We start from the raw sequence: 22,864 nt of genomic DNA, 5'->3' as shown, positions 1-22,864 counted from the left end.
ATAGGAGAATGGTATTTTATCAATCTATATATGTATGGATTTATTTTCAAAGCTTAGTAAAGCGGCTTCTTTGAAAGATTCACTAAAAGTGGGGTGAGGATGACAAATTCTATATATATCCTCTGAAGAGGAACGGAATTCCATAGCAACGGATGCTTCCATTATCATATCTGAAGCATGATCTCCTATTATATGAACTCCTAATATTTCATCTGTTTTTTTATGGGAAATCATTTTTAAAAACCCTTCTATGCATCCACTTACTCGAGATCTTCCTAATGCTTTCATAGGAAAAATTCCTACGTTATATTCTATTTTTTCTTTTTTTATTTGATTTTCTGAATATCCAACGCTAGCTATTTCAGGATGTGTATAAATTACTGATGGAATTAAATTGTAATTTAATTTGTTTGGTTTTTGTCCAGTAATATGTTCTACTGCATGTAATCCTTCTTCCTCCGCTTTATGTGCTAACATTTTTCCTCCTATTACGTCTCCGATTGCATATATGTTTTTGATATTACTTTGCAAGAAATCATTAACTAATATGAATCCCTTTTTATCTCTTTTAATTCCTATATTTTCTAATCCTATGTTTTTCGTATATGGAGTTCTTCCTATTGATAATAAACAGTAATCTCCTATAAATTTCATTTTTTTCCCACTTTTTGATTTAACAAAAATTGATACTTCTTTAGTGTTTTCAAGAACATGAGTGATAGATAAAGAAGTTTCTATTTGTATAGAAGATTTTTCTAAAATTCTTTTAATTCCTTTACTTAAAGAATCATCCATGTTTGATATGATTTCATCTGCAGATTCTATAATGGTTATTTGACTTCCTAATCTATTAAAAATAGAACCTAATTCTAATCCAATGATTCCTCCTCCAATTATTATGATCTTTTCAGGAACTTCATTTAAAGAGAGAGCTTCTGTAGAAGAAATAATTTTATTTCCAAAATTTAAATAAGAGAAACATAAAGGTTTAGATCCTGTGGATATTATACAATATTTAAATTGTATTTTTTGTTTTTTTTTTAGTGATTTTCTTTCTTTTATAGAAAGTATATTATTTGTTTCAAATGAACCTATTCCTTCATACACATCAATTTTATTTTTTTTCATTAAATATTTAATTCCATTATTCATATTTTTTACTATTTCATTCTTTCTATTCATCATTTTCTGAAAATCGAAAAATAATTTTTCAAAAAAAATTCCATGTGAAGAATAATCATTTTTAGCTAATGAAAAATACTTAGAAGAATTTAAAAGAGATTTAGAAGGAATGCAACCTACATTCAAACATGTTCCACCTAATCTTTGATATTTTTCTATAATTGCAGTACGAAGTCCTAATTGACTAGCTCTAATAGCGGAAACATATCCTCCAGGTCCGGATCCAATAACAATAAGATCATATATATTCATATTATTATTCATATTATTATTCATATTATTTATTATCAATTATTTAAATTTACAAACATAATTTATTTACATATTCAACACATATGCAAAAATAAGTGGAGCAACTATGGTTGCATCTGATTCTATCATAAATTTTGGAGTATCTTTGTCCAGTTTTCCCCAAGTTATTTTTTCATTTGGAATAGCCCCTGAATAAGATCCATAACTTGTTGTAGAATCTGAAATTTGACAAAAATAAGACCAGAAAGGAGTAGCAGAAAATCCTATATCTTGAGATAGCATAGGAACGACACAAATAGGAAAATCCCCGGAAATACCTCCTCCAATTTGAAAAAAACCTATTTTGTGTTTTATAGATTCTTTTTGATACCATTTAGCTAAATCAATCATATATTCTATGCCATTCTTTACAAGAAAAGGTTGAAGCTTATTTTTCATACAATATGAAGAAAAAATATTTCCTATAGTACTATCTTCCCATCCTGGAACTACCATTGGTAGATTTTTTTTAGCAGCAGCTAATACCCAACTATTTTCTGGATTAATATTGTAATAGGGTTCTAAAATATTTTCTAATAATAATTGATAAATATATTCATGAGGAAAATAACGTTTTGATTTTTCTTTAGCTCTTTTCCATACTTGAAAAATACATTTTTGTAATTTTTTAAAAGCTTGTTCTTCTGGAATACAAGTATCTGTAACCCTATAATATCCTTTTTTCAAAAAATTTTTTTCATTATCCGGAGTTAAATCTCTATAATTCGGTATTTTTTTGTAATGAGAATGTGCTATTAAATTCAATATATCTTCTTCTAAATTAGCTCCAGTACAAGAAATAATATGAACTTGGTCTTTTCTAATCATCTCAGATAATATTTTACCTAATTCAGCAGTACTCATTGCTCCTGCTAATGCAATCATCATTTTTCCATTATTTTTAGTATGATTTTTATACGCTTTAGCCGATTCTGATAGAGTTAAAGCATTAAAATGAAGAAAGTATTTCTTAATAAAAGAAGTAATAGAAGATTCTTTCATAATTTTTATTTTTATCTAGCTATTTGAACAGCTCTGGTTTCTCTAATCACTGTTACTTTTATCTGACCAGGGTAAGTCATCTCATTTTTTATTTTTTCTGTTATGTCACAAGATAACTGAAAAGCTTTTTTATCATCAATTTTATTGCTTTCCACTAAAACACGTAATTCCCTTCCTGCTTGTATAGCAAAAGCTTTATTAACTCCATAAAAACTAAAAGCTATATCTTCTAAATTTTTTAGTCTTTTAGAATAGGATTCAAAAGAATTTCTTCTTACTCCAGGACGAGCTCCACTAATGGAATCTGAAACTTGTACAATAGGAGATATTAGTACTTTCATCTCAATTTCATCATGATGCGATCCTATTGCATTACAAATTTCCATATTTTCTCCATATTTTTCTGCCCATTGCATTCCTAAAATAGCATGAGGAAGTTCAGATTCACTTTCAGGAACTTTACCTATATCATGTAGCAATCCTGCACGTTTTGCCAATTTTGCATTTAAACCTAGTTCAGAAGCTAATATTCCTGATAAATGTGCTACTTCTCTAGAATGTTGTAACAAATTTTGTCCATAAGAAGAACGATATTTCATTCTTCCTATCATTCTAATTAATTCTGGATGAATTCCATGAAGACCTAAATCTATTATATTTTTTTTTCCTATTTCAACTATTTCTTCTTCAATTTGCTTTTTCGTTTTTTCTACTATTTCTTCAATTCTTGCAGGATGTATACGTCCATCAATCACTAATTTATGAAGAGACAATCTAGCCACCTCTCTTCGTATGGGATTGAAGCAAGATAAAAGAATAGCCTCTGGGGTATCATCTACAATAATTTCTACCCCTGTAGCCTTTTCTAAAGCTCTTATATTTCTTCCCTCTCGTCCAATAATACGTCCTTTGACATCATCTGATTCTATATTAAAAACAGACACTGCATTTTCTACGGATTGTTCTGTTCCTATTCTTTGAATGGCTTGAACAACAATTTTTTTTGCTTCCATTTTTGCAGTTAATTGCGATTCTTCTATAATATTTTGTACGTAAGATTGAGCTTTAATTTTTGCTTCATTTTTAAAATTATCAATTAATTCATTTTTAGCTTCTTCGGAAGTATAATTGGATATTTTTTCAAGAATTTCTACTTGTTTAATATGCATTTTTTTAAATTCTTCTTGTTGATTTTTTAGAATTTTATATTTTTTTTCATAATCATTAATTTGTGTTTCTAAACGATTGTTTCTCTTAAAGTAAATTTCTATTTCTCTAGATAATCTGTTTTCTTTTTCTTTTGTTTTATTTTCTGTATCTATAATTCTTTTTTCTCTAAGATGAACATCTTTTTCATGTTTTGATTTGAGTTCTATAAATTTTTCTTTTGCTTGAAGCATTTTCTTTTTTTTTATGGATTCACCTTTTTTTTCAGCATTTTCTATGATTTTTTTAGTTTGAAAATCAGTTTTTTCTAACAATTGAATATATTTTCTTAATATGGTTTTTTTTCCAAAAAAATAAGATGCAATAATTCCAATCACAAACCCCATGAGGAACAAAAATCCAACATTTATTTTCATATTTACTCAATTTAAATAAAAATAAAATAGACATTTTAATAACATTTTTAAAACAAAAAACACTTAATAAAAATTATTCAATTTTTTTAAGGTTTATAAATAAATATACGAGATTAAAGAAAAAAATTATTGATAATATATTTTTATCAAATGATATTTGAATATATTATAATATATTTGTTTAAAATAGGAATTTTCAATTAATGGAAAGAGCATATTTAGACAATGCTGCTACAACACCAATAAGAAGTGAAGTAATTAAAGTCATGAATAATGCATTAAAATACTCATTTGGGAATCCATCTTCGATACAACATAGTTATGGAAGAGAAGCACGTTCTATGATAGAAGAATCTAGAATTCGTATAGCAAAAAACATAACAGCATCTCCTTATGAAATTGTTTTTACTTCTGGAGGAACTGAAGCAAATAATCTAGTATTGAGATCTTCTGTATTAAATTTAGGTGTTCAACATATTATAACTTCCAAATTAGAACATTATTCTGTCTTACAAACTGTTATTGATTTATCTCATAAACATAAAGTATGTGTAAGTTTTGTTCAACTTAAAGAGAAAGGAATACTTGATTTAAATCATATGGAAGATATTTTGAAAAAAAATTCTTCTAAAAAAACACTTGTAAGTTTAATGTATGCAAACAATGAAATTGGAAATTTATTAGAACTAGAGAAAATTCTATTTTTGTACAAAAAATATAATTTTTATTTTCATTCAGATACGATTCAAATTATTGGAAATTTTCCTATTAATATGGAAAAATTATCTTTTGATTTTGTTACTGCAAGTGCTCACAAATTTTATGGTCCAAAAGGAATTGGTTTTGTATTCATCAGAAATCATATTCTGAAAAAAATAAAAAACTTTATAACTGGAGGTTTTCAAGAATATGGAATTCGTTCCGGAACAGAAAATACGTATGGAATAGTTGGATTATCAGAAGCGTTACAATTATCTTGTTCTAATTTTTCTCATCATATAGAAAAAATAAGAAGTTTGAAATTTTATTGTATTTCAGAATTAAATAAAATTATCCCAAATATTATTTTTAATGGATTATCATCTGATATTAATAGGAGTCTTCCTTCTATATTAAGTTTTTTATATCCAACAAAAAAAGATTACCTGTTATATTTTCATTTAGATTTAATGGGAGTTTCCGTTTCTAAAGGAAGCTCATGTAATAATGATGCAAAAAAAGTTTCTCACGTTATTAAAACCATAACAAATTCAAGTTTATTAAATAAAATGATGCCTATTAGAATTTCTTTTGGAATTTTTAATAAAAAAAAAGATATAGATTTATTAATAAAATCTTTACAAAAAATTAGGGAACAAAAAAATTTACATAAATTGTAAATATCTTATTATATTTACACATCTTAACAATATATTTTTAAGTTAACTAAATTCAATCAGTGAATCAGTTTCATTTTTTTCGATCTTCTGTTGGGAAAAAAATAGTTATGGCGACTACAGGTGTATTTCTTATGGTCTTCTTGCTATTGCATTTGAGTGTTAATCTTTTTCTTTTTTCAGGAGAACAATCTTTTAATGATGCTGTTTCTTTCATGAGAAGAAATTTATTTATTAGAATTATGGAATATGTTCTTTTTATAGGATTTTTAGTTCATATTCTGTTTGGAGTTAAATTACATTTACAAAATAGAAAGGCAAAAGGGAAAGTAGACTATGCTATGAATTATTTTACAATTTCATTTAGCAGTCGCACAATGATATATACAGGAATTTTGATTTTATGCTTTCTAATTTTACATATTGTAAATTTTATGATACCTATGAAATATTCAAATCATAACTATACTTCGGATTATAATATAGTTATTTCTTTATTTAAAAATCCTTGGTATACACTTATATATGTGTTTTCCTTTTTTATTTTAGGAATTCATTTGAACCATGGGTTTCAATCTTCTTTCCAATCTTTAGGGTTATCTAATAAAAATAGATTAATTTGGATACAAAAATTTGGTTTTTTTTATTTCTGGTTTATTTGTTGTGGATTTTCTATTATCGCTATTTGGTTTTTTTTCAAAGGTAACTAATACTTTTCTTGTCAATGACTAAAAATTATTTAAAGTTAAATTCAAAAATTCCAGAGGGTTCTATTAATAAAAAATGGGAGAATCATAAATCTAATTTAAAATTAGTATCTCCTAATAACAGATATAATATAGAAATAATTGTAGTAGGAACTGGATTAGCTGGTGGATCTGTTTGTGCTTCTTTATCTGAATTGGGATATCAAATAAAAGCTTTTTGTTATCAAGATTCACCTAGAAGAGCTCATTCTGTTGCAGCTCAAGGTGGAATAAATGCTTCTAAAAATTATAAAGGAGATAATGATTCTATCTATCAACTTTTTTATGATACCATAAAAGGAGGAGATTATAGATCAAGAGAAGCTAATGTTTACCGTTTATCAGAAATTTCTTCCAATATTATTGATCAATGTGTAGCTCAGGGGGTTCCATTTGCTCGTGACTATGCTGGATATTTGGAAACTAGATCTTTTGGAGGAACAAAAGTATCCAGAACGTTTTATGCTAAAGGACAAACTGGTCAACAATTATTATTATCTTGTTATTCTGCCATGTGTAGACAAATAGGAAAAGGAAGAATAAAGATGTATAATCGACATGAAATGCTCGATTTGGTAATTATAGAAGGTGCAGCTAGGGGAATTATTGCTAGAAACTTGGTTTCTGGAAAAATAGAAAGACATACAGCACATGCTGTAATAATTGCTTCTGGAGGTTATGGAAATGTATTTTTTTTATCTACTAATGCAATGGGATCTAATGCCAGTGCTATATGGAAAGTTCATAAAAAAGGAGGGTTATTTGCCAACCCTTGTTATACGCAAATACATCCTACTTGTATTCCAATACACGGAAGTTATCAATCTAAGTTAACGTTGATGTCTGAGTCTTTAAGAAATGATGGAAGAATATGGGTTCCAAAAAAGTTGGAAGATGCTATTTTGATACGAAATGGAACTAAAGATCCTGAAAATATAGATGAAGAAGAAAGAGATTATTATTTAGAAAGACGTTATCCTTCATTTGGAAATCTTGTTCCAAGAGATATTGCATCTAGAGCAGCTAAAGAACGTTGTGATAAAGGATATGGAGTAGAAAATAATGAGAAAAAAGAAGGTGTATTTTTAGATTTTTCCTCCGCAATAAATAAATATGGAAAAGAAAAGGATAAAGACATTGAAAAAGATCAATACAAAAATTCAACTAATTTAGGAGTAAAATACATGGATTCTAAATATGGAAATTTATTTCATATGTATGAAAAAATTACCAATCGAAATCCTTATAAAACTCCTATGAAAATTTATCCTGCGGTTCATTATACTATGGGAGGATTATGGGTTGATTACAATTTAATGTCCTCTATTCCTGGTTGTTATGTTATAGGGGAAGCTAATTTTTCTGATCATGGAGCTAATAGATTAGGAGCGTCTGCTTTAATGCAAGGGTTAGCTGATGGATATTTTATCTTACCATATACTATATCAGATTATCTTTCTAGATATATAAGATTTCCAAATAAAATATCTACAAAACATGAAGAATTTGATAAATCAGAAAAAAATGTGAAGGATATAATTCGAAAACTTGTTAATAATAATGGAAAAATTCCTGTGGATTTTTTTCATAAAAAACTTGGAAATATTATGTGGGAATATGTGGGAATGAGCAGAAATCATGTTGGATTATCTGAATCTATAAAAAAGATCCAAGAGCTTCGTAATGAATTTTGGAAAAATGTTTTTGTTCCTGGAAAATTTGAAGATGGATTAAATTCTGAATTAGAGAAAGCTGTCCGTGTTGCAGATTTTTTGGAACTGGGAGAATTAATGGCAATGGATGCTTTAAATAGAAAAGAATCTTGTGGAAGTCATTTTAGAGAAGAATACCAAACAAAAGAAGGAGAAGCTCTTCGTGATGATATTCATTATAAACACGTATCTGTATGGGAAAATTTAGATAATAAACCTATTAGTGATGAGATAATGTATAAAGAAAATTTAAATTATACTTTTGTGAAAGTACAATCACGATCTTATAAATAAAATATGAAAAAACCACTTAAATTTAAATTAAAAATATGGAGACAAGAAAATAATAAAGAAAAAGGTTATTTTAAAACTTATATAGTTAATAATATATCTCCTAACAGCTCATTTTTAGAAATGTTGGATCTTTTAAATAATGAAATCATAAAAAATAAAGAAGAGACTTCTACAATAGCATTTGATCACGATTGTCGGGAAGGAATTTGTGGAATGTGTTCTTTGCATATAAATGGAAGGCCTCATGGACCGGATAATTTAACTACTACTTGTCAACTACATATGCGTCATTTTAGTGAAGGAGAAACTATATATGTTGAACCTTGGAGAGCTAAGCCTTTTCCTGTTATTAAAGATCTTATTGTGGATAGATCTTCTTTTGATAGAATTATTATATCAGGTGGTTTTATTTCTGTAAATACATTAGGAAAAACAATAGATGGGAACATGATTCCCATTTCAAAAGACGAAGCGGATAAAGCTTTTGATGCTGCTATATGCATTGGTTGTGGAGCATGTGTAGCAGCATGTAAAAATAAATCTGCTATGTTATTTGTTGCAGCAAAAGTTTCGCAATTTTCTTTACTACCTCAAGGTAAGATAGAAAGAAAAAGAAGAGTGTTAAATATGATAAATAAAATGGATGAAGAAGGATTTGGATCTTGTACTAACACACAAGCATGTGAAATAGAATGTCCAAAAGGAATATCTACAGAATATATTTCTTTAATGAATAGTGAATATATTCGTTCATTTATTACTTAGTTTATGAATATGAAATGGAATACTTAGATTTTGAAAAGCCAATACAAGAAATTAAAGATCAGTATGTTAAATGTATGTTGATAGAGGAAAAAAGTGGAGTAGATATGAAGGAAGTTTGTAGGCAATTACAATCAAAATTAGAAGAAACTATTAAAAAGATACATAATAATTTAACTTCCTGGCAAAGAGTTCAATTATCTAGACACCCAAACAGACCTTACACTTTAGATTACATACAGTCTATAACAAAAAAAGATTCTTTTATAGAATTACATGGAGATCGTAATTTTGGAGATGATAAAGCTGTAGTAGGAGGTTTTGGAAAAATAGAAGAAAATACTTTTATGTTAATAGGGACACAAAAGGGAAGAAATACTAAAGATAGACAATATAGAAGGTTTGGAATGCCTAATCCTGAAGGATATAGAAAAGCTTTACGTTTAATGAAATTGGCGGAAAAATTTTGTAAACCTGTTATTACTTTTGTTGATACTCCAGGAGCATTTCCAGGAATTGAAGCAGAAAAAAGAGGTCAAGGAGAAGCAATTGGAAAGAATATTTATGAAATGATGTGTTTAAAAGTTCCTATTATTGTTTTAATCATAGGAGAGGGAGCTAGCGGGGGAGCTTTAGGAATTGGAATAGGAGACAAAATTTCTATGATGGAAAATTCATGGTTTTCTGTTATTTCTCCTGAAAGTTGCTCTACAATACTTTGGGGAAAATGGGACAAGAAAGAGATATCATCAGAAGTATTAAAACTGACAGCAGAAGATATGTATAAATTAAATCTTATAGATGATATTATTAAAGAACCTTTAGGAGGGGCTCATTTTTGTCCAAGAAAAGCTTATAAATTAGTAAAAAAAAAAATAATAAAACATTATAAACAATTATCTATTATTGAAATAGAATCTCTTATTAGAAAGAGAAAAAATAAGTATATTTCCATAGGCTGTTTCGATGAATAAACTGAAAACCAGTTTTATATTATATTGAACGTGTATACAAATATTAAAAACCAAAATGAAGAAATGAAAAATATACTGTAGTGATTGAACAATGATTTTATGAATAAAATTTGGATAAACCAAAATCAAGAAAAGGAAAATAATTTGCTTATTCAAACAGGAAAAATTCCTCCTCAAGCATTGGATTTAGAAGAAGCGATAATAGGATCCATAATGATAGATAAAAAAGGATTAGATGAAATTGTTGATATACTTTTTCCTGAGATCTTTTATAAAAAAGCACATCAAGAAATTTTTGAATCAGTACAAAGATTGTATCATAATTCTAATCCTATTGACCTATATACTGTTTCAAATGAACTTCGAAAAAATGGGAAGTTGGAATTAGCAGGAGGAGAATTTTATTTAATAAAATTAACTCAAAAAGTTGTTTCTTCTGCGCATATCGAGTATCATAGTAGGATCGTATTACAAAAATTTCTTTTAAGAAAGTTGATCAATATATCTTCCAATATTATTCAAAAATGTTATGAAGAAAGTACAGATGTGTTTGATCTTTTGGATCATGCAGAATCTAAACTTTTTGAAATGAACCAAAAATATTTGATTGAAAAAAAACATGAAACAACTCAATGTTTAGTAAAATCAGCTATTGATAAAATAAGAAAAGTAGAGAAAGAAAGATTAAGTGGAATTTCTTCTGGATTTTATAAAATGGATCAAATAACATCTGGATGGCAAAATTCTGATTTAATTATAATTGCTTCCAGACCTGGAATGGGAAAAACAACTTTTATGTTGTCCATGGTTGAAAATATTGTAATAGAGCAAAAAATTCCTGTTTTAGTTTTTTCATTGGAGATGTCTTCTATTCAATTAATTACAAGATTGATTTCATCAGAGACAGGTATTTCTTTAGAAAAAATAAAAAAAGCTAATCTATCTAAATTAGATTGGGAATGCTTAATGAATAAAACAGAAAATTTAAAAAACGCTCCTTTATTTATAGATGATACTCCTTCTTTATCTATATTCGGATTACGTTCTAAATGCCGTCGTTTTATATCTCAGCATGGAGTTAAATTGATATTAATAGATTATTTACAATTAATGGTTATTAATGATCATGGATTGAAATTACAAAATAGAGAACAAGAAATATCAGTTATTTCCAGAAATTTAAAATCTATAGCTAAGGAACTTGATATCCCTGTTATAGCTTTGTCTCAACTTTCTAGAGCTGTTGAAACGAGAGGTGGAAGTAAACGTCCTTTATTATCTGATTTACGTGAATCTGGTGCTATTGAACAAGATGCAGATATTGTTTTATTTATTTATAGACCTGAATATTACGGATTTAAAATTTGGGATTATGATGGAAATAACGATTCATGCATTGGTCAAGCAGAGATAATTATAGCTAAACATAGAAATGGAGGGTTAGATAAATTTCGTTTGAGATTTATAAGTAATCAAGCAAAATTTGTGAATTTAGAAGAAGAAAAATCTAAATCATTGGTTTGGGAAGAAAATTCTTTTATGTCGTTTTCTAGATATTTTGATAAAAACAATAATAATATAGAATCTCGATATAACAATGAGATTGATTTTCTTAATGATGAAGATCTAAAATAGATATAATATTGAATTTTGAATGGTTTTTTTCTAAAAGAACAATTTGGAAAGATTGTGGTTCAAACAAAAGACTTAGAACAATAATTTTAATAACACAAACAACAATATCTTTTGGTTTAATTATTATTATTTTGACTTTTTCTATAGGATTTGGATTTAAAAAAATCATCAAAGACAAATTTTTAAATATTAGAGGTCAATTTATTGTTAAAAACAATAATTCTTTTTTTTCTAGAAAAGAAACAAATTTTTTTCTGAAAGAACATTTTCAATGTGATCTTGTTAAACAGATTCATGGAATTATTGAAAATAATGTTATTATTTGTACTGAAAAAAAAATGGGAAGATACGTATATAAAGGTTTATATGAAGATTATAATCCATTTTTTTTTCAATATTTTTTAGTCAAGGGAAATTTGCGAGATGCAAAAGAAAATTTTAATAAAAACGTTGTTTTATCCAAAAAAATATCCCTATCATTAGGATTAGAGATAGGATCAAATGTAAAAATAGATTTTCTATTTTTTAAAAAAAAAGGATCTCCTATTGTAATTTCTAAAAAATTTATAGTCTCTGGGTTATATGAAACAGGAATTCCAGAATTTGATGATTTATATATTATTGGTAATATAAAACATATTCAACAGATTTATGGATGGAAAGAAGATTTATCCAATAAATTTGAGATTTTTTTGTATTCCTTTGAAAAAGGAAATACCAAAAAAAATTTTTTTAAAAAAATATCTAATAATTTTTCAGTTCAAACTATTTATGATCAAAAAAATAATGAAATTATAAAATGGTTAAATATGTTTGACACAAATATTATTATTATTAGTTTTATTGTTTTTATTTCAATAGTAATAAATATGATGGTATTTATACTAATACTTTTTTTAGAAAGAATTAGAACTATAGGTATTTTAAAAACTTTAGGAGCTAAAAATAAAGTTATACATAAAATATTCATATTTTATGTTCTACACATATTTATTCCATCATTAATTGTAGGAAATTTTATAGGAATTACTTTATTAGTAATCCAAAAAAAATTTCATTTTGTTTCATTGAACAAAATACAATATTTTGTGGATTTTGTTCCAATTTACATCAATATAAATCATATTTTAACTATTAATTTAGTAATTACTTCAATTTGTTTTGTAACAATACTCTTCCCTATTTTATTTATTATTAATAAAATTTCTACTATTAAAATAGTAGAAATTGAATAGACCTCAAAATTTAATTTTGTATTTTTGTTCTTTAACAAAAGAAAATTTTATTCATTTTTGACACTTGTAAAATCTTCATCTGGAATAAGAGGAACATTAGGAGGAAAAATAGGAAAAGGATTTTCCCCTGTGGATATAATTAAATTTTCTGCGGGATATATTTCCTGGATGAGAAGAAAATATAAAAAAAAGAAAAAATATGTTATTATTTTAGGTAGAGATGGTAGAATTACTTCTTCCTTATTTCAAGAATTTTTGATTATTACTTTCAGAAGTCTTGGAGTCGATGTTATAAACATTGGTTTATCTACAACTCCTACTGTTGGAATAGCTATTATAGATGAGAAAGCAGATGGAGGAGTTATGTTGACAGCTAGTCATAATCCTAAAAATTGGAATGGATTAAAAATGTTTAATTCTTACGGAGAATTTTTATCTGAAAATGATTTTCAAAAATTATTTTATATAACGGAAAAAGAAAATTTTTTATTTTCTTCTTATAAAGAATTAGGAAATGTTTTTCATAAAAGAAATTGCATTCAAAAACATGTAAAAAAAATTCTTTCATTACCTATTATAGATCAAAATATCATTAAAAAAGCAAAATTCAAAATTGTTATAGATGGAATTAATTCAGCAGGAGGAATTGCAGTTCCTATTCTTTTGGAACATTTGGGCGTCCATATCATTAAAATGCATTGTGATCCTCATGGTGATTTTATTCATAATCCCGAACCTATTCAAAAGAATTTGAAGGAAATATGTAATAAGGTACCAGAAGTAAAAGCGCATTTTGGTATATCCGTGGATCCAGATGTCGATCGTGTAGTATTTATTTGTGAAAATGGAGAATTTTTTGGAGAGGAACACACTTTAGTTGCTATTGCTGATTATGTATTAGAAAATAAATTTGGACCCGTTGTCTCCACTTTATCTTCTTCTCATTCATTAAAGGATCTTGCCATTAAAAAAGGAGTTCCTTATCATTCTACTTCTGTAGGAGAAGTTCACGTTGTCAAAAAAATGAAAGAAGTACATGCTGTTATTGGTGGAGAAGGAAACGGAGGAATTGTTTATCCTGAATTACGTTATGGAAGAGATGCGTTAGTAGGAATAGCTCTATTCTTAACAAAAGTAGCAAAACTTTCTAATATTTCATTATCTGAATTAAAAAAAAAATATTCTGGCTATTTTATGTCGAAAAAAAAAATTCGATTTTATTCCCATAAAAATATTCAAATGTTACTAAAAACAATTAAAAAAAAGTATAGAGGAAAGAAAATGAATTTAAGTGATGGTATTAAAATTGATTTATTAAATGATGAATGGATACATATAAGGAAATCTAATACTGAAAAAATTATTAGAATACATACAGAAAGTTTTTCAAAAAAAAGAGCTGATTTTTTAGCAAAAGAAATTTTGTGTGAAATAAAGAAATTATAAGTCATTTAATTATGTTACAAAATCTTATTAAATATACAGAAGAAAAATTCATTTCTAAAAACGATTTTCCTCCATTTTATTCTGGAGATACAATTACTGTTTTTTTTGAAATTAAGGAAGGAGAAAAAAAAAGAATTCAGTCATTTAAAGGAGTGATTATAAAAAAACAAGGAAAAGGATTAACAAAATCATTTACTATTAGAAAGATAAGTTCCGGAATAGGAATAGAACGTATATTTTTATTGAATCAACCAAATATACATAAGATAGAAATAAATAAAAAAGGAAAAGTTCGAAGATCGAGAATTTATTATTTTAGATCTCTTAAAGGGAAAAAAGCAAGAGTGAAGAGTTAAAATATTCGTAATTAGTGATGAAAAAAAAGCAAAAAAGATTCACCATTTGGTAAATCTTTTTTGCTTTTTTTTCATCACTGAATTACTTATTACTTACTTATTGCTTTTTTCATTTTCTTCAGTAGTAGTTACTTTTTCTTTTTCAGATGTAGATCCATTTTCTTCATTATTATTTTTTGATGTCTCCTCACTAGAAGTAGAAGGAGATGTATTTGTAGAACTGGAATCTGTATTTTCTGTATTATTAGTTGTTTTCTCCTCTTCTGTTGTAGTAGAGGTATTTTCACTATTTTTGTTTTTATTATTACAACCTACAGTAAACAAAAATATCGCCAATAAGATTGTAGTAAAAGTAATTCTTAATTTTTTCATCATAATCACTAGTATTTCAATTATTACATATTCTGGGCAAATTTATATAAAAATTTGAAATGAAAAAATATATCACCACTTGTATTTTTTTTCTAATCAAAATTATAGAAACAATAAAATTCAATTTTTAGTTTGATAAAAAGAAAAATTATGTTTTTTCATTGTACTATATACTCAACAAATCAACAAAATTATATATTATAAATAAAAAATTATGTCTTTAAATAAAAAGATCTTAAAAGAAGCTCTAACTTTTGATGATGTTCTACTAGTTCCTTCCTTTTCTTCAATTTTACCATCAGAAGTTTCTCTTAAAACTTATTTAACCCCTGATATATCTCTCAAAATTCCTATACTAAGTGCTGCTATGGATACAGTAACTGAATCTTCTTTAGCTATCTCTATAGCTAGAGAAGGAGGAATGGGAATAATTCATAAAAACATGAGTATAAAAAATCAATCAGAAGAAGTGTACAAAGTAAAAAGAAGTGAAAGTGGAATGATTGATGATCCTATCACACTTTCCAGGGATTCTACACTAAGACATGCTCAATATCTTATGAAGAGATATAAAATATCAGGATTACCGGTTGTAGAAAAAAATCGTTCCTTAGTAGGAATTATTACTAGAAGAGACATAAAGTATCGTACAGATTTGGATTCTTTAGTAGAAAATGTAATGACAAAAGAAAACTTAATTATTTCTAGTAAAAAAAATATAACTCTAGAAAAAGCAAAAAATATCTTATTAAAAGAAAGAATAGAAAAATTGCCTATCGTAGATGAAGAAAGTAAATTAGTAGGTTTAATCACAATTAGAGATATCGACAATTTGATAGATCATCCGAATGCTTGCAAAGATTCTAGAGGACGTTTTCGTGTAGGAGCAGCTGTAGGAATAGATAAATATATTTTAGAAAGAGTGGAATCTTTAGTTAAAGTAGGAGTAGATATTATCACTATAGATTCGGCTCATGGTCATTCCACTAGAATTTTAAAAATTATTAAATCAATACGTTCCTCTTTTCCAGAAATCCCATTGTTAGCTGGAAATGTAGTAACGAAAGAAGGCGCTAAAGATTTGATAAATGCTGGATCTACTGTTTTAAAAGTAGGGATAGGATCTGGTTCCATTTGTACAACAAGAGTAATAGCTGGAGTAGGAATGCCTCAAATTACAGCCATTAATGATGTGTATGAATACGCAAGTCAAAGGAATGTTAGTGTTATTTCTGATGGAGGTATTAGATATTCAGGAGACGTGGTAAAAGCTATAGCTGCAGGTGCTAGTTCTGTTATGATTGGAAGTTTATTTGCTGGAACAGATGAATCTCCTGGAGAAGAAGTTATTTTTCAAGGTAGAAAGTTTAAAACTTACGTTGGTATGGGGTCTTTAATTTCTATGAAAAGAGGAAGTAAAGATCGTTATTTTCAGTTTAAAGAAAAGTCTGTTCCAGAAGGAATAGAGGCTATAGTTCCATATAAAGGAAAAATGAAAGATACAATTTATCAAATTTGTGGAGGATTACGTTCTGGAATGGGATACTGTGGTGTTTCATCTATTACAGAACTGATGGAAAAAGGAAAATTTGTAAGAATTACTAATTCAGGATTAAAAGAAAACCATCCACATAGTGTTAGCATTACGAAAGAATCTCCAAACTATTATTTAAATAACAATACCCGGGACGGGATTTGAACCCGTACGATCGCAATGATCACAGGATTTTAAGTCCTGTGTGTCTACCAATTCCACCACCCAGGTTGAAAAAAAAGCGAGAAACGGGATTTGAACCCGCGACCTCGACCTTGGCAAGGTCGCGCTCTACCAACTGAGCTATTCTCGCTAAATTAATAATACTAAGTTAAAAACACTTTTATATATATAGCAAATTATTTTAATGATATAATCAGTTTTTAATTTCATTTGTTTTTACTTTTTTCTATTTTGAATGTTTTCAATATTTCTTTTGCTCTATTAATAATTTTAATAGGCATTCCTGATATTTTTGCTACGTGAATACCAAAACTATGTTCGCTTCCTCCAGTTATTAATTTTCGCATAAAAATAATATCATCATCAATTTTTTTTACAGAAACATGATAATTTTTTATTCTTTTAAAGATAGAACTCATTTCATTTAATTCGTGATAATGAGTAGCAAATAGAGTTAAAGGGCGTAATTGACTCTCATGTAAAAATTCAACGATAGATTTAGCTATTGAAATTCCATCGTAAGTGCTTGTTCCTCTTCCTATCTCATCTAAGATAAGAAAGCTTCTATGGGAGATATTATTTAGTATATTTGCCGTTTCGTTCATTTCTACCATAAAAGTAGATTCTCCCAAAGAAATATTATCAGAAGCTCCTACTCTGCTAAATATTTTATCTATTAATCCTATCTCTGCATATTGAGCCGGAACAAAGCTTCCAATATGGGTCATTAATATGATAATTGCTGTTTGTCGCAAAATAGCAGATTTACCTGACATATTTGGTCCTGTAATAACCATAATTTGTTGATCTGATTTATTTAAAATAACATCATTTGGTATATAAGATATTTTGGATAAAAATTGTCTTTCTATAACTGGATGTCTTCCTTTTAAAATATATATTTTTGAAGAATGATTAATTTTTGGTTTTACGTAATTATTTTCTAATGCAATATTGGAAAAAGAACATAAAACGTCTAATATTGCAATTTTTTTAGCATTTGTTTGTAAATATTCTAAATATTCTAAAATTTCACTAATTAAATTATTAAATATTTCTTTTTCCAAAAAGAATATTTTTTGCTCTGCATTTAAAATTTTCAGTTCATAATTTTTTAACTCTTTGGTTATATATCTTCCAGAATTAGATAAAGTTTGTTTTTGAAACCAATGAGATGGAATATGATGTTTTTTTGGATTTCTTACTTCAAAAAAGTATCCAAAAATGTTATTGTATCCAATTTTTAAATTGTTTATTCCTGTGTTTTTTTGTTCTATTTTACATAGCTTTTCCAAATATTCTTTTTGTGAGAAATAAAGAACACGAATTTGATCTAATTCTTTAGAGACTCCTTTTATAATTACATTTCCTTTTCCTTTTTCAATTTGATTTGGAGTATTATCCTCTATGGTTTTAACAATTTTATCAGATATTGTTTTGCAATCTTTAAAAGATTTTCCTATATCTACGAGAACTTTAGATTCTTGAGATAAAATTTTTTCTTTTATTTCAGTTATGGAAGTTACTGATTTATGTAATGTATATATTTCACGAGGAGTTATTTTTCTAATAACCATTTTTGCAATTATTCTTTCTATATCATAAACATTTTTAAGTTTTTTTTTTATAAAATTCCGTACTATATTATTAGAATGTAGTTCCTGTACTATTTTATGTCGTTTTTTTATACAAAAAATGTTTACTAGAGGAAAAAGAATCCAATTTTTTAATAATCTACTTCCCATAGGAGTGGTTGTATGATCCAAAATATTGATTAAAGGAACTCCTTCTTTATTTAGAGAATTAAATATTTCTAAATTACGAAAAGTAAAATCATCGATCCACATATGTTCTTCTTTTTTTATTCTTTGTATATTAGAAATATGTTTTATATTGAAGTGTTGTGTATTATGTAAATAAGATAATATTACTCCAGAAGAAATAATTCCTAATTTTAAATTATCGATTCCAAATCCTTTTAGAGAATTCGTTTTAAAATGAGATATAAGTTGTTCATATGCAAATTCATAATTAAATATCCAGTTTTCCATTAAAAAAGTATAATATTTGTTTTTCAATAATTTATCAAAAAATCTTTTTTCTTTTCTTTGAAAAAGAATTTCGCTGGGGTTAAAAAATTTTAAATATTGTAACACATTATTTTCTTCATCTTCTGTTAGAAAAAATTCTCCCGTAGAAATGTCTAAAAGGCTTAATCCCAATTTTTTATATCCAACATGGATAGAAGCTAAAAAATTGTTTGATTTTGTTTGTAAAATATTTTCATTTATAGTTATTCCTGGAGTTACCAATTCAGTAACTCCTCTTTTAACAAGATTCTTACCTTTTTGAGGTTCTTCTAGTTGATCACAAATTGCTACCCGTAATCTTGATCGTATTAATTTTGGCAAATAATTATTTAATGAGTGGTAAGGAAATCCTGCTAAATGAATATTAGATCGTTTAGTCAAAACAATATTTAATATTTTTGAACATATAACTGCGTCTTTTCCAAATATTTCGTAAAAATCTCCAACTTGAAATAATAAAATAGTATCTGGATATTTATTTTTAATATTATTATATTGTTTTATCAATGGAGTTTCTTCTTTTTTTTTATAAGAAAACTTTTTATTTCTATTCATAGAATAATGAATTTATTTAGAGTAAAATAGAAGATTTTTAATTTATTATTACAATAAAACTTATGTCAAAAATATTTAGAATATATAAAAAACTGGATCTCAATAGAATAAGAATAGAAATATCTGAATATTGGAAAAAACATAAGATTATTCAAAGTTGCCTTAACTTATCTAATAATGATAAAAAATCATTTTTTTATGTTTTATATGAAGGACCTCCTTCTTTAAATGGAGAACCTGGGATACATCATATATTAGCTAGAACTATAAAAGATATTTTATGTAGATATCATACTTTAAAAGGTAAAAAAGTATTTAGAAAATCTGGATGGGATACTCATGGTCTTCCTATTGAATTAAATGTTGAAAAAAAAATGAAAATTACTAAAAATGATGTAGGGAAAACAATTAGTGTAAAAGAATACAATCAGTTATGTAAAAGTTTCGTTGATAAATCATTAAAAAAATGGTTATTATTTACACAAATAATAGGTTATTGGATAGATTTAGATAATTCATTTTTAACTTACAACGCAAAATATATAGAAAGTGTATGGTGGTTGATAAAGAAATTTTACTGTAAAAACCTTATTTACAAAGGATTTAATATTCAACCATACTCTCCTGCTGCAGGAACAGGATTGAGTTATCATGAATTAAATATGCCTGGAACTTATAAAAAAGTAGAGCAAATATCTCCATTTTTAAAATTTAAGGTTATAAAAAATACTCTTCCAAAAAATTTAAAAAATGTTTCAGGAGATATTTACTTTTTGTCATGGACGACTACACCTTGGACCCTCCCTTCAAATACTGCATTAGCTATTGGCTCTACTATAGATTATGTTTTAGTTCAAACTTATAACACTTATACTTTTTGTATAGAAAATATCATTTTTGCAGAAAAATTGATTCATAGAATATTATTATCTGATAAGTTTTATTCTGTTTCGAAAAATGTTGAATTAAATGTACAAAATATCAAAGGAAAAAAAATTCCTTATGTAATAGTAAAAAAGATTAAGGGAAAGGAATTAATCTATAGTAGATATAAACAATTATTACCTTGGGCTAAACCTTATTATAATCAAAAGAACGCATTTCAAGTTATAGAAGGAGATTTTGTTAGTGTAGATGAAGGAACAGGAATTGTTCATATATCTCCTACATTTGGAATAGAAGATTTTATAGTTTCCAAAAAATATAATATTCCTCCAATGTTAGTTTTAGATGAAAATAACATTCCTGTTCCTTTAGTTGATTTACAAGGAAAGTATTTAAAAACTTTACCATATGGATTTGGTGGAGAATATATTAAAAATGATCTTAATCCAGATAATATAAAAAACAAAATTTCAGTAGATGAAAAAATTGTTCTTTTTCTAGAAAAAAAAGGAAAGATATTTAGGATAGAAAAATATATCCATTCTTATCCACATTGTTGGAGAACAGGAAAACCAATACTTTATTATCCTTTAGATTCATGGTTTATTAAAACCACAAAAGAAAAAAATAAAATGATTTTTTTGAATCAAAAAATAAAATGGTATCCAGAATCCACAGGTAGAAAACGGTTTGATTCTTGGTTGAAGAATATAAAAGATTGGAATTTATCAAGAACTAGATATTGGGGAACTCCTATTCCTATTTGGAGAACAGAAAAAGGAGACGAAGAAATAGTTATTGGATCAATTAAAGAATTAGTTATGGAGATTCAAAAATCTATTAGGCATGGTTTCATGTCTAATAATATATTTAAAAATTTTATGTTAGATGATATGAGTAATGATAATTATAATAAAATAGATTTACATAAACATGTTTTAGATAAGGTTATTTTAGTTTCTTCAAAAGGAACTCCAATGAAAAGAGAGTCAGATTTAGTAGATGTATGGTTTGATTCCGGAGCTATGCCATATGCACAATTCCATTATCCTTTCGAAAATAAAGAATATATCGACAATAATTTATTATTTCCTGCTGATTTCGTTTCTGAAGGAATAGATCAAACAAGAGGATGGTTTTTTACTTTGCATACTGTTAGTAGTTTATTATTCAATTCTATATCATATAAAAATGTAATATCAACAGGACTAATTTTAGATAAAGATGGACATAAAATGTCTAAGAGTAAAGGAAATACTATTAATCCTTTTGATTTAATTAATCATTATAGTTCTGATGCAATACGTTGGTATATCATATTTAATTCTGAACCTTGGGATAATATTAAATTTAATATAGAAGGAATTCACACTGTAATCAGCAAATTTTTTGGAACATTATATAATATCTATTCTTTTTTCGTTTTGTATGCTAATATTGATGGTTTTTCTTATAAAGAAAAAGAATGTTCCAAATATTATACAGAATTAGATTTTTGGATTCTTTCTGAATTGAACACTATGATTAAAAAAGTGGATAATTATTATGCTAATTACAATCCAACCAAAGTTACACGTTTAATTTCATCTTTTGTATTAGATAAGTTGAGTAATTGGTACATAAGATTATGCAGAAGAAGATTTTGGAAAGAAAAATATACAGAAAATAAGATATCTGCATATCAAATTCTTTATAAATGTTTAGTTGTGTTGTCAAAATTGACTTCTCCTATTATTCCGTTTTTTTCCGATCAAATTTATATTGATTTAAATTCTGTTACAAATAAGGAAACTTGCAAAAGTGTTCATTTAACTATTTTTCCTAGTTATGACCTAAATTTAATTAATAGAGAATTGGAAAAAAAAATGTCTTTGATTCAGAAAATAATTACTATGATTTTTTCTGTTCGAAAAAAAAATGGAATTAAAATTCGTCAACCTTTGCAAAGGGTACTAATTCTTATCTCCGATCAAACAATACGTTCTCAATTAAATAAATCATCAGATATTATTTTGAAAGAAGCTAATATTAAAGAAATAGAATTTTCTAATTCTTATAAAAATTTGGAATTGATCAAATATATTAAACCAAATTATCAATCTTTGGGTCCTAAATTTGGGAATAAAACTCAAATTATTTCCAAAATAATAGAAGGATTCACTCAGCAAAAAATTAGAGAAATAGAAGAAAATAAAAAGTGTACGATTTCTTTAGAAGGAGAAAGAATTAATCTTCTTTTAGAAAATGTTAAAATTACTACTGAATATCTCAAAAATTGGTCTGTTTTATTTGATCACGTATATGGATTAACAATAGCATTAGATTTATGTATCACGGATTCTCTTAGAGAAGAAGGGTTTATAAGGGAATTAATCCGAAATGTACAAAAATTAAGAAAAAAACGTAACTATGATGTAGTTGAAAAAATATTTCTATACGTAAAAAGTGTTCAGAACATACAATATATTCAATCTATTATACAAAAAAACAAAGATTTCCTTTGTAAAGAAACTCTTTCTGTTTCTGTTGATGTTTCTTTCCAAGAGGAAAATATGAAAAAAGAAGAAATGGAATTTTTTTTTGTGGAAAATTTTGAAGAAAAATTGATGCTATATATACAAATTCGTAAAGTCGAAAATATATAAAATAAG

16 protein-coding genes and 2 tRNA genes are annotated in these 22,864 nt (G+C 26.5%); 11 read left to right on the top strand and 7 right to left on the bottom strand.

Going from position 1 to position 22,864, the window contains the following annotated elements; genetic code table 11:
• Positions 1-24: 24 nt before the first annotated feature.
• From lpdA to rny, 3 genes are all read right to left on the bottom strand, one after another.
• Positions 25-1,434 carry a dihydrolipoyl dehydrogenase gene (gene lpdA / locus H0H40_RS02430; RefSeq protein WP_185869345.1) on the bottom strand — a complete coding sequence of 470 codons (1,410 nt, stop codon included), beginning with the start codon at positions 1,432-1,434 and terminating at the stop codon, positions 25-27.
• A gap of 66 nt (positions 1,435-1,500) precedes the next feature.
• The gene (locus tag H0H40_RS02425) at positions 1,501-2,475 is read right to left on the bottom strand and encodes a deoxyhypusine synthase family protein (protein ID WP_185868921.1); all 975 of its coding nucleotides are present in this window, start codon (positions 2,473-2,475) and stop codon (positions 1,501-1,503) included.
• Between the two features lie 11 nt (positions 2,476-2,486).
• Entirely contained in the window at positions 2,487-4,058 is a 1,572-nt protein-coding gene (rny, locus tag H0H40_RS02420) for a ribonuclease Y (RefSeq protein ID WP_185868920.1), read from the bottom strand.
• 203 nt (positions 4,059-4,261) lie between these two features.
• Here rny and H0H40_RS02415 point away from each other — a divergent pair, with 203 nt between their 5' ends.
• The 9 genes from H0H40_RS02415 to rplS all read left to right on the top strand — a co-directional run bounded on the left by H0H40_RS02415 (position 4,262) and on the right by rplS (position 14,594).
• Positions 4,262-5,437 (top strand): cysteine desulfurase family protein, encoded by a 1,176-nt coding sequence (locus tag H0H40_RS02415; protein WP_185868919.1) that lies wholly within the window; start codon positions 4,262-4,264, stop codon positions 5,435-5,437.
• 59 nt (positions 5,438-5,496) lie between these two features.
• Positions 5,497-6,144 (top strand): succinate dehydrogenase cytochrome b subunit, encoded by a 648-nt coding sequence (locus H0H40_RS02410; RefSeq protein WP_185868918.1) that lies wholly within the window; start codon positions 5,497-5,499, stop codon positions 6,142-6,144.
• 14 nt (positions 6,145-6,158) lie between these two features.
• Positions 6,159-8,186, top strand: a complete 2,028-nt coding sequence (locus H0H40_RS02405) for a fumarate reductase/succinate dehydrogenase flavoprotein subunit (RefSeq protein ID WP_185868917.1) — start codon at positions 6,159-6,161, stop codon at positions 8,184-8,186.
• Positions 8,187-8,189: 3 nt separating this feature from the next.
• Entirely contained in the window at positions 8,190-8,951 is a 762-nt protein-coding gene (locus H0H40_RS02400; RefSeq protein WP_185868916.1) for a succinate dehydrogenase/fumarate reductase iron-sulfur subunit, read from the top strand.
• 14 nt (positions 8,952-8,965) lie between these two features.
• A complete protein-coding gene (locus tag H0H40_RS02395; RefSeq protein ID WP_185868915.1) occupies positions 8,966-9,922 on the top strand; it encodes an acetyl-CoA carboxylase carboxyltransferase subunit alpha in 957 nt (318 codons plus the stop codon).
• 99 nt (positions 9,923-10,021) lie between these two features.
• Positions 10,022-11,557: a replicative DNA helicase gene (gene dnaB, locus H0H40_RS02390; protein WP_185868914.1), complete on the top strand. Its 1,536-nt coding sequence runs from the start codon at positions 10,022-10,024 to the stop codon at positions 11,555-11,557.
• A gap of 8 nt (positions 11,558-11,565) precedes the next feature.
• Positions 11,566-12,792 (top strand): ABC transporter permease, encoded by a 1,227-nt coding sequence (locus tag H0H40_RS02385; RefSeq protein WP_185868913.1) that lies wholly within the window; start codon positions 11,566-11,568, stop codon positions 12,790-12,792.
• Positions 12,793-12,849: 57 nt separating this feature from the next.
• Positions 12,850-14,238 carry a phosphoglucosamine mutase gene (gene glmM / locus H0H40_RS02380; protein ID WP_185868912.1) on the top strand — a complete coding sequence of 463 codons (1,389 nt, stop codon included), beginning with the start codon at positions 12,850-12,852 and terminating at the stop codon, positions 14,236-14,238.
• A gap of 11 nt (positions 14,239-14,249) precedes the next feature.
• On the top strand, positions 14,250-14,594 hold the full coding sequence (gene rplS / locus H0H40_RS02375; protein ID WP_185868911.1) for a 50S ribosomal protein L19: 345 nt from the start codon (positions 14,250-14,252) through the stop codon (positions 14,592-14,594).
• Between the two features lie 93 nt (positions 14,595-14,687).
• Here the strand turns inward: rplS and H0H40_RS02370 are convergent, their stop codons facing one another.
• Positions 14,688-14,969, bottom strand: a complete 282-nt coding sequence (locus H0H40_RS02370; RefSeq protein ID WP_185868910.1) for a hypothetical protein — start codon at positions 14,967-14,969, stop codon at positions 14,688-14,690.
• A gap of 211 nt (positions 14,970-15,180) precedes the next feature.
• Here H0H40_RS02370 and guaB point away from each other — a divergent pair, with 211 nt between their 5' ends.
• Positions 15,181-16,665 (top strand): IMP dehydrogenase, encoded by a 1,485-nt coding sequence (gene guaB / locus H0H40_RS02365; RefSeq protein WP_185868909.1) that lies wholly within the window; start codon positions 15,181-15,183, stop codon positions 16,663-16,665.
• Here the strand turns inward: guaB and H0H40_RS02360 are convergent.
• The 3 genes from H0H40_RS02360 to mutS all read right to left on the bottom strand — a co-directional run bounded on the left by H0H40_RS02360 (position 16,647) and on the right by mutS (position 19,328).
• Positions 16,647-16,731, bottom strand: a tRNA-Leu gene (locus H0H40_RS02360). The genes guaB and H0H40_RS02360 overlap by 19 nt on opposite strands.
• A 9-nt stretch (positions 16,732-16,740) precedes the next feature.
• Positions 16,741-16,813: transfer RNA gene (locus tag H0H40_RS02355), tRNA-Gly, on the bottom strand.
• A 76-nt stretch (positions 16,814-16,889) separates the two neighbouring features.
• Positions 16,890-19,328, bottom strand: a complete 2,439-nt coding sequence (mutS, locus tag H0H40_RS02350; protein WP_185868908.1) for a DNA mismatch repair protein MutS — start codon at positions 19,326-19,328, stop codon at positions 16,890-16,892.
• A gap of 62 nt (positions 19,329-19,390) precedes the next feature.
• On the opposite strand from mutS, the gene ileS reads away from it, so the two are divergent.
• Entirely contained in the window at positions 19,391-22,858 is a 3,468-nt protein-coding gene (ileS, locus tag H0H40_RS02345; RefSeq protein WP_185868907.1) for an isoleucine--tRNA ligase, read from the top strand.
• The last annotated feature ends 6 nt before the right edge of the window (positions 22,859-22,864 follow it).

Source organism: Blattabacterium cuenoti, from assembly GCF_014252295.1.
Taxonomy (GTDB): Bacteria; Bacteroidota; Bacteroidia; order Flavobacteriales; family Blattabacteriaceae; genus Blattabacterium; species Blattabacterium cuenoti_V.
This window is presented reverse-complemented; position numbering and strand designations above follow the sequence as displayed.

Coding starts and splice junctions, on each gene's coding strand:
- dnaB (WP_185868914.1), top strand. CDS start 10,022: ATGAATAAAATTTGGATAAACCAAAATCAAGAAAAGGAAAATAATTTG.
- guaB (WP_185868909.1), top strand. CDS start 15,181: ATGTCTTTAAATAAAAAGATCTTAAAAGAAGCTCTAACTTTTGATGAT.
- rny (WP_185868920.1), bottom strand. CDS start 4,058: ATGAAAATAAATGTTGGATTTTTGTTCCTCATGGGGTTTGTGATTGGA.
- lpdA (WP_185869345.1), bottom strand. CDS start 1,434: ATGAATATATATGATCTTATTGTTATTGGATCCGGACCTGGAGGATAT.
- rplS (WP_185868911.1), top strand. CDS start 14,250: ATGTTACAAAATCTTATTAAATATACAGAAGAAAAATTCATTTCTAAA.
- ileS (WP_185868907.1), top strand. CDS start 19,391: ATGTCAAAAATATTTAGAATATATAAAAAACTGGATCTCAATAGAATA.
- H0H40_RS02415 (WP_185868919.1), top strand. CDS start 4,262: ATGGAAAGAGCATATTTAGACAATGCTGCTACAACACCAATAAGAAGT.
- H0H40_RS02400 (WP_185868916.1), top strand. CDS start 8,190: ATGAAAAAACCACTTAAATTTAAATTAAAAATATGGAGACAAGAAAAT.
- H0H40_RS02405 (WP_185868917.1), top strand. CDS start 6,159: ATGACTAAAAATTATTTAAAGTTAAATTCAAAAATTCCAGAGGGTTCT.
- H0H40_RS02425 (WP_185868921.1), bottom strand. CDS start 2,475: ATGAAAGAATCTTCTATTACTTCTTTTATTAAGAAATACTTTCTTCAT.
- H0H40_RS02395 (WP_185868915.1), top strand. CDS start 8,966: ATGGAATACTTAGATTTTGAAAAGCCAATACAAGAAATTAAAGATCAG.
- H0H40_RS02370 (WP_185868910.1), bottom strand. CDS start 14,969: ATGATGAAAAAATTAAGAATTACTTTTACTACAATCTTATTGGCGATA.
- mutS (WP_185868908.1), bottom strand. CDS start 19,328: ATGAATAGAAATAAAAAGTTTTCTTATAAAAAAAAAGAAGAAACTCCA.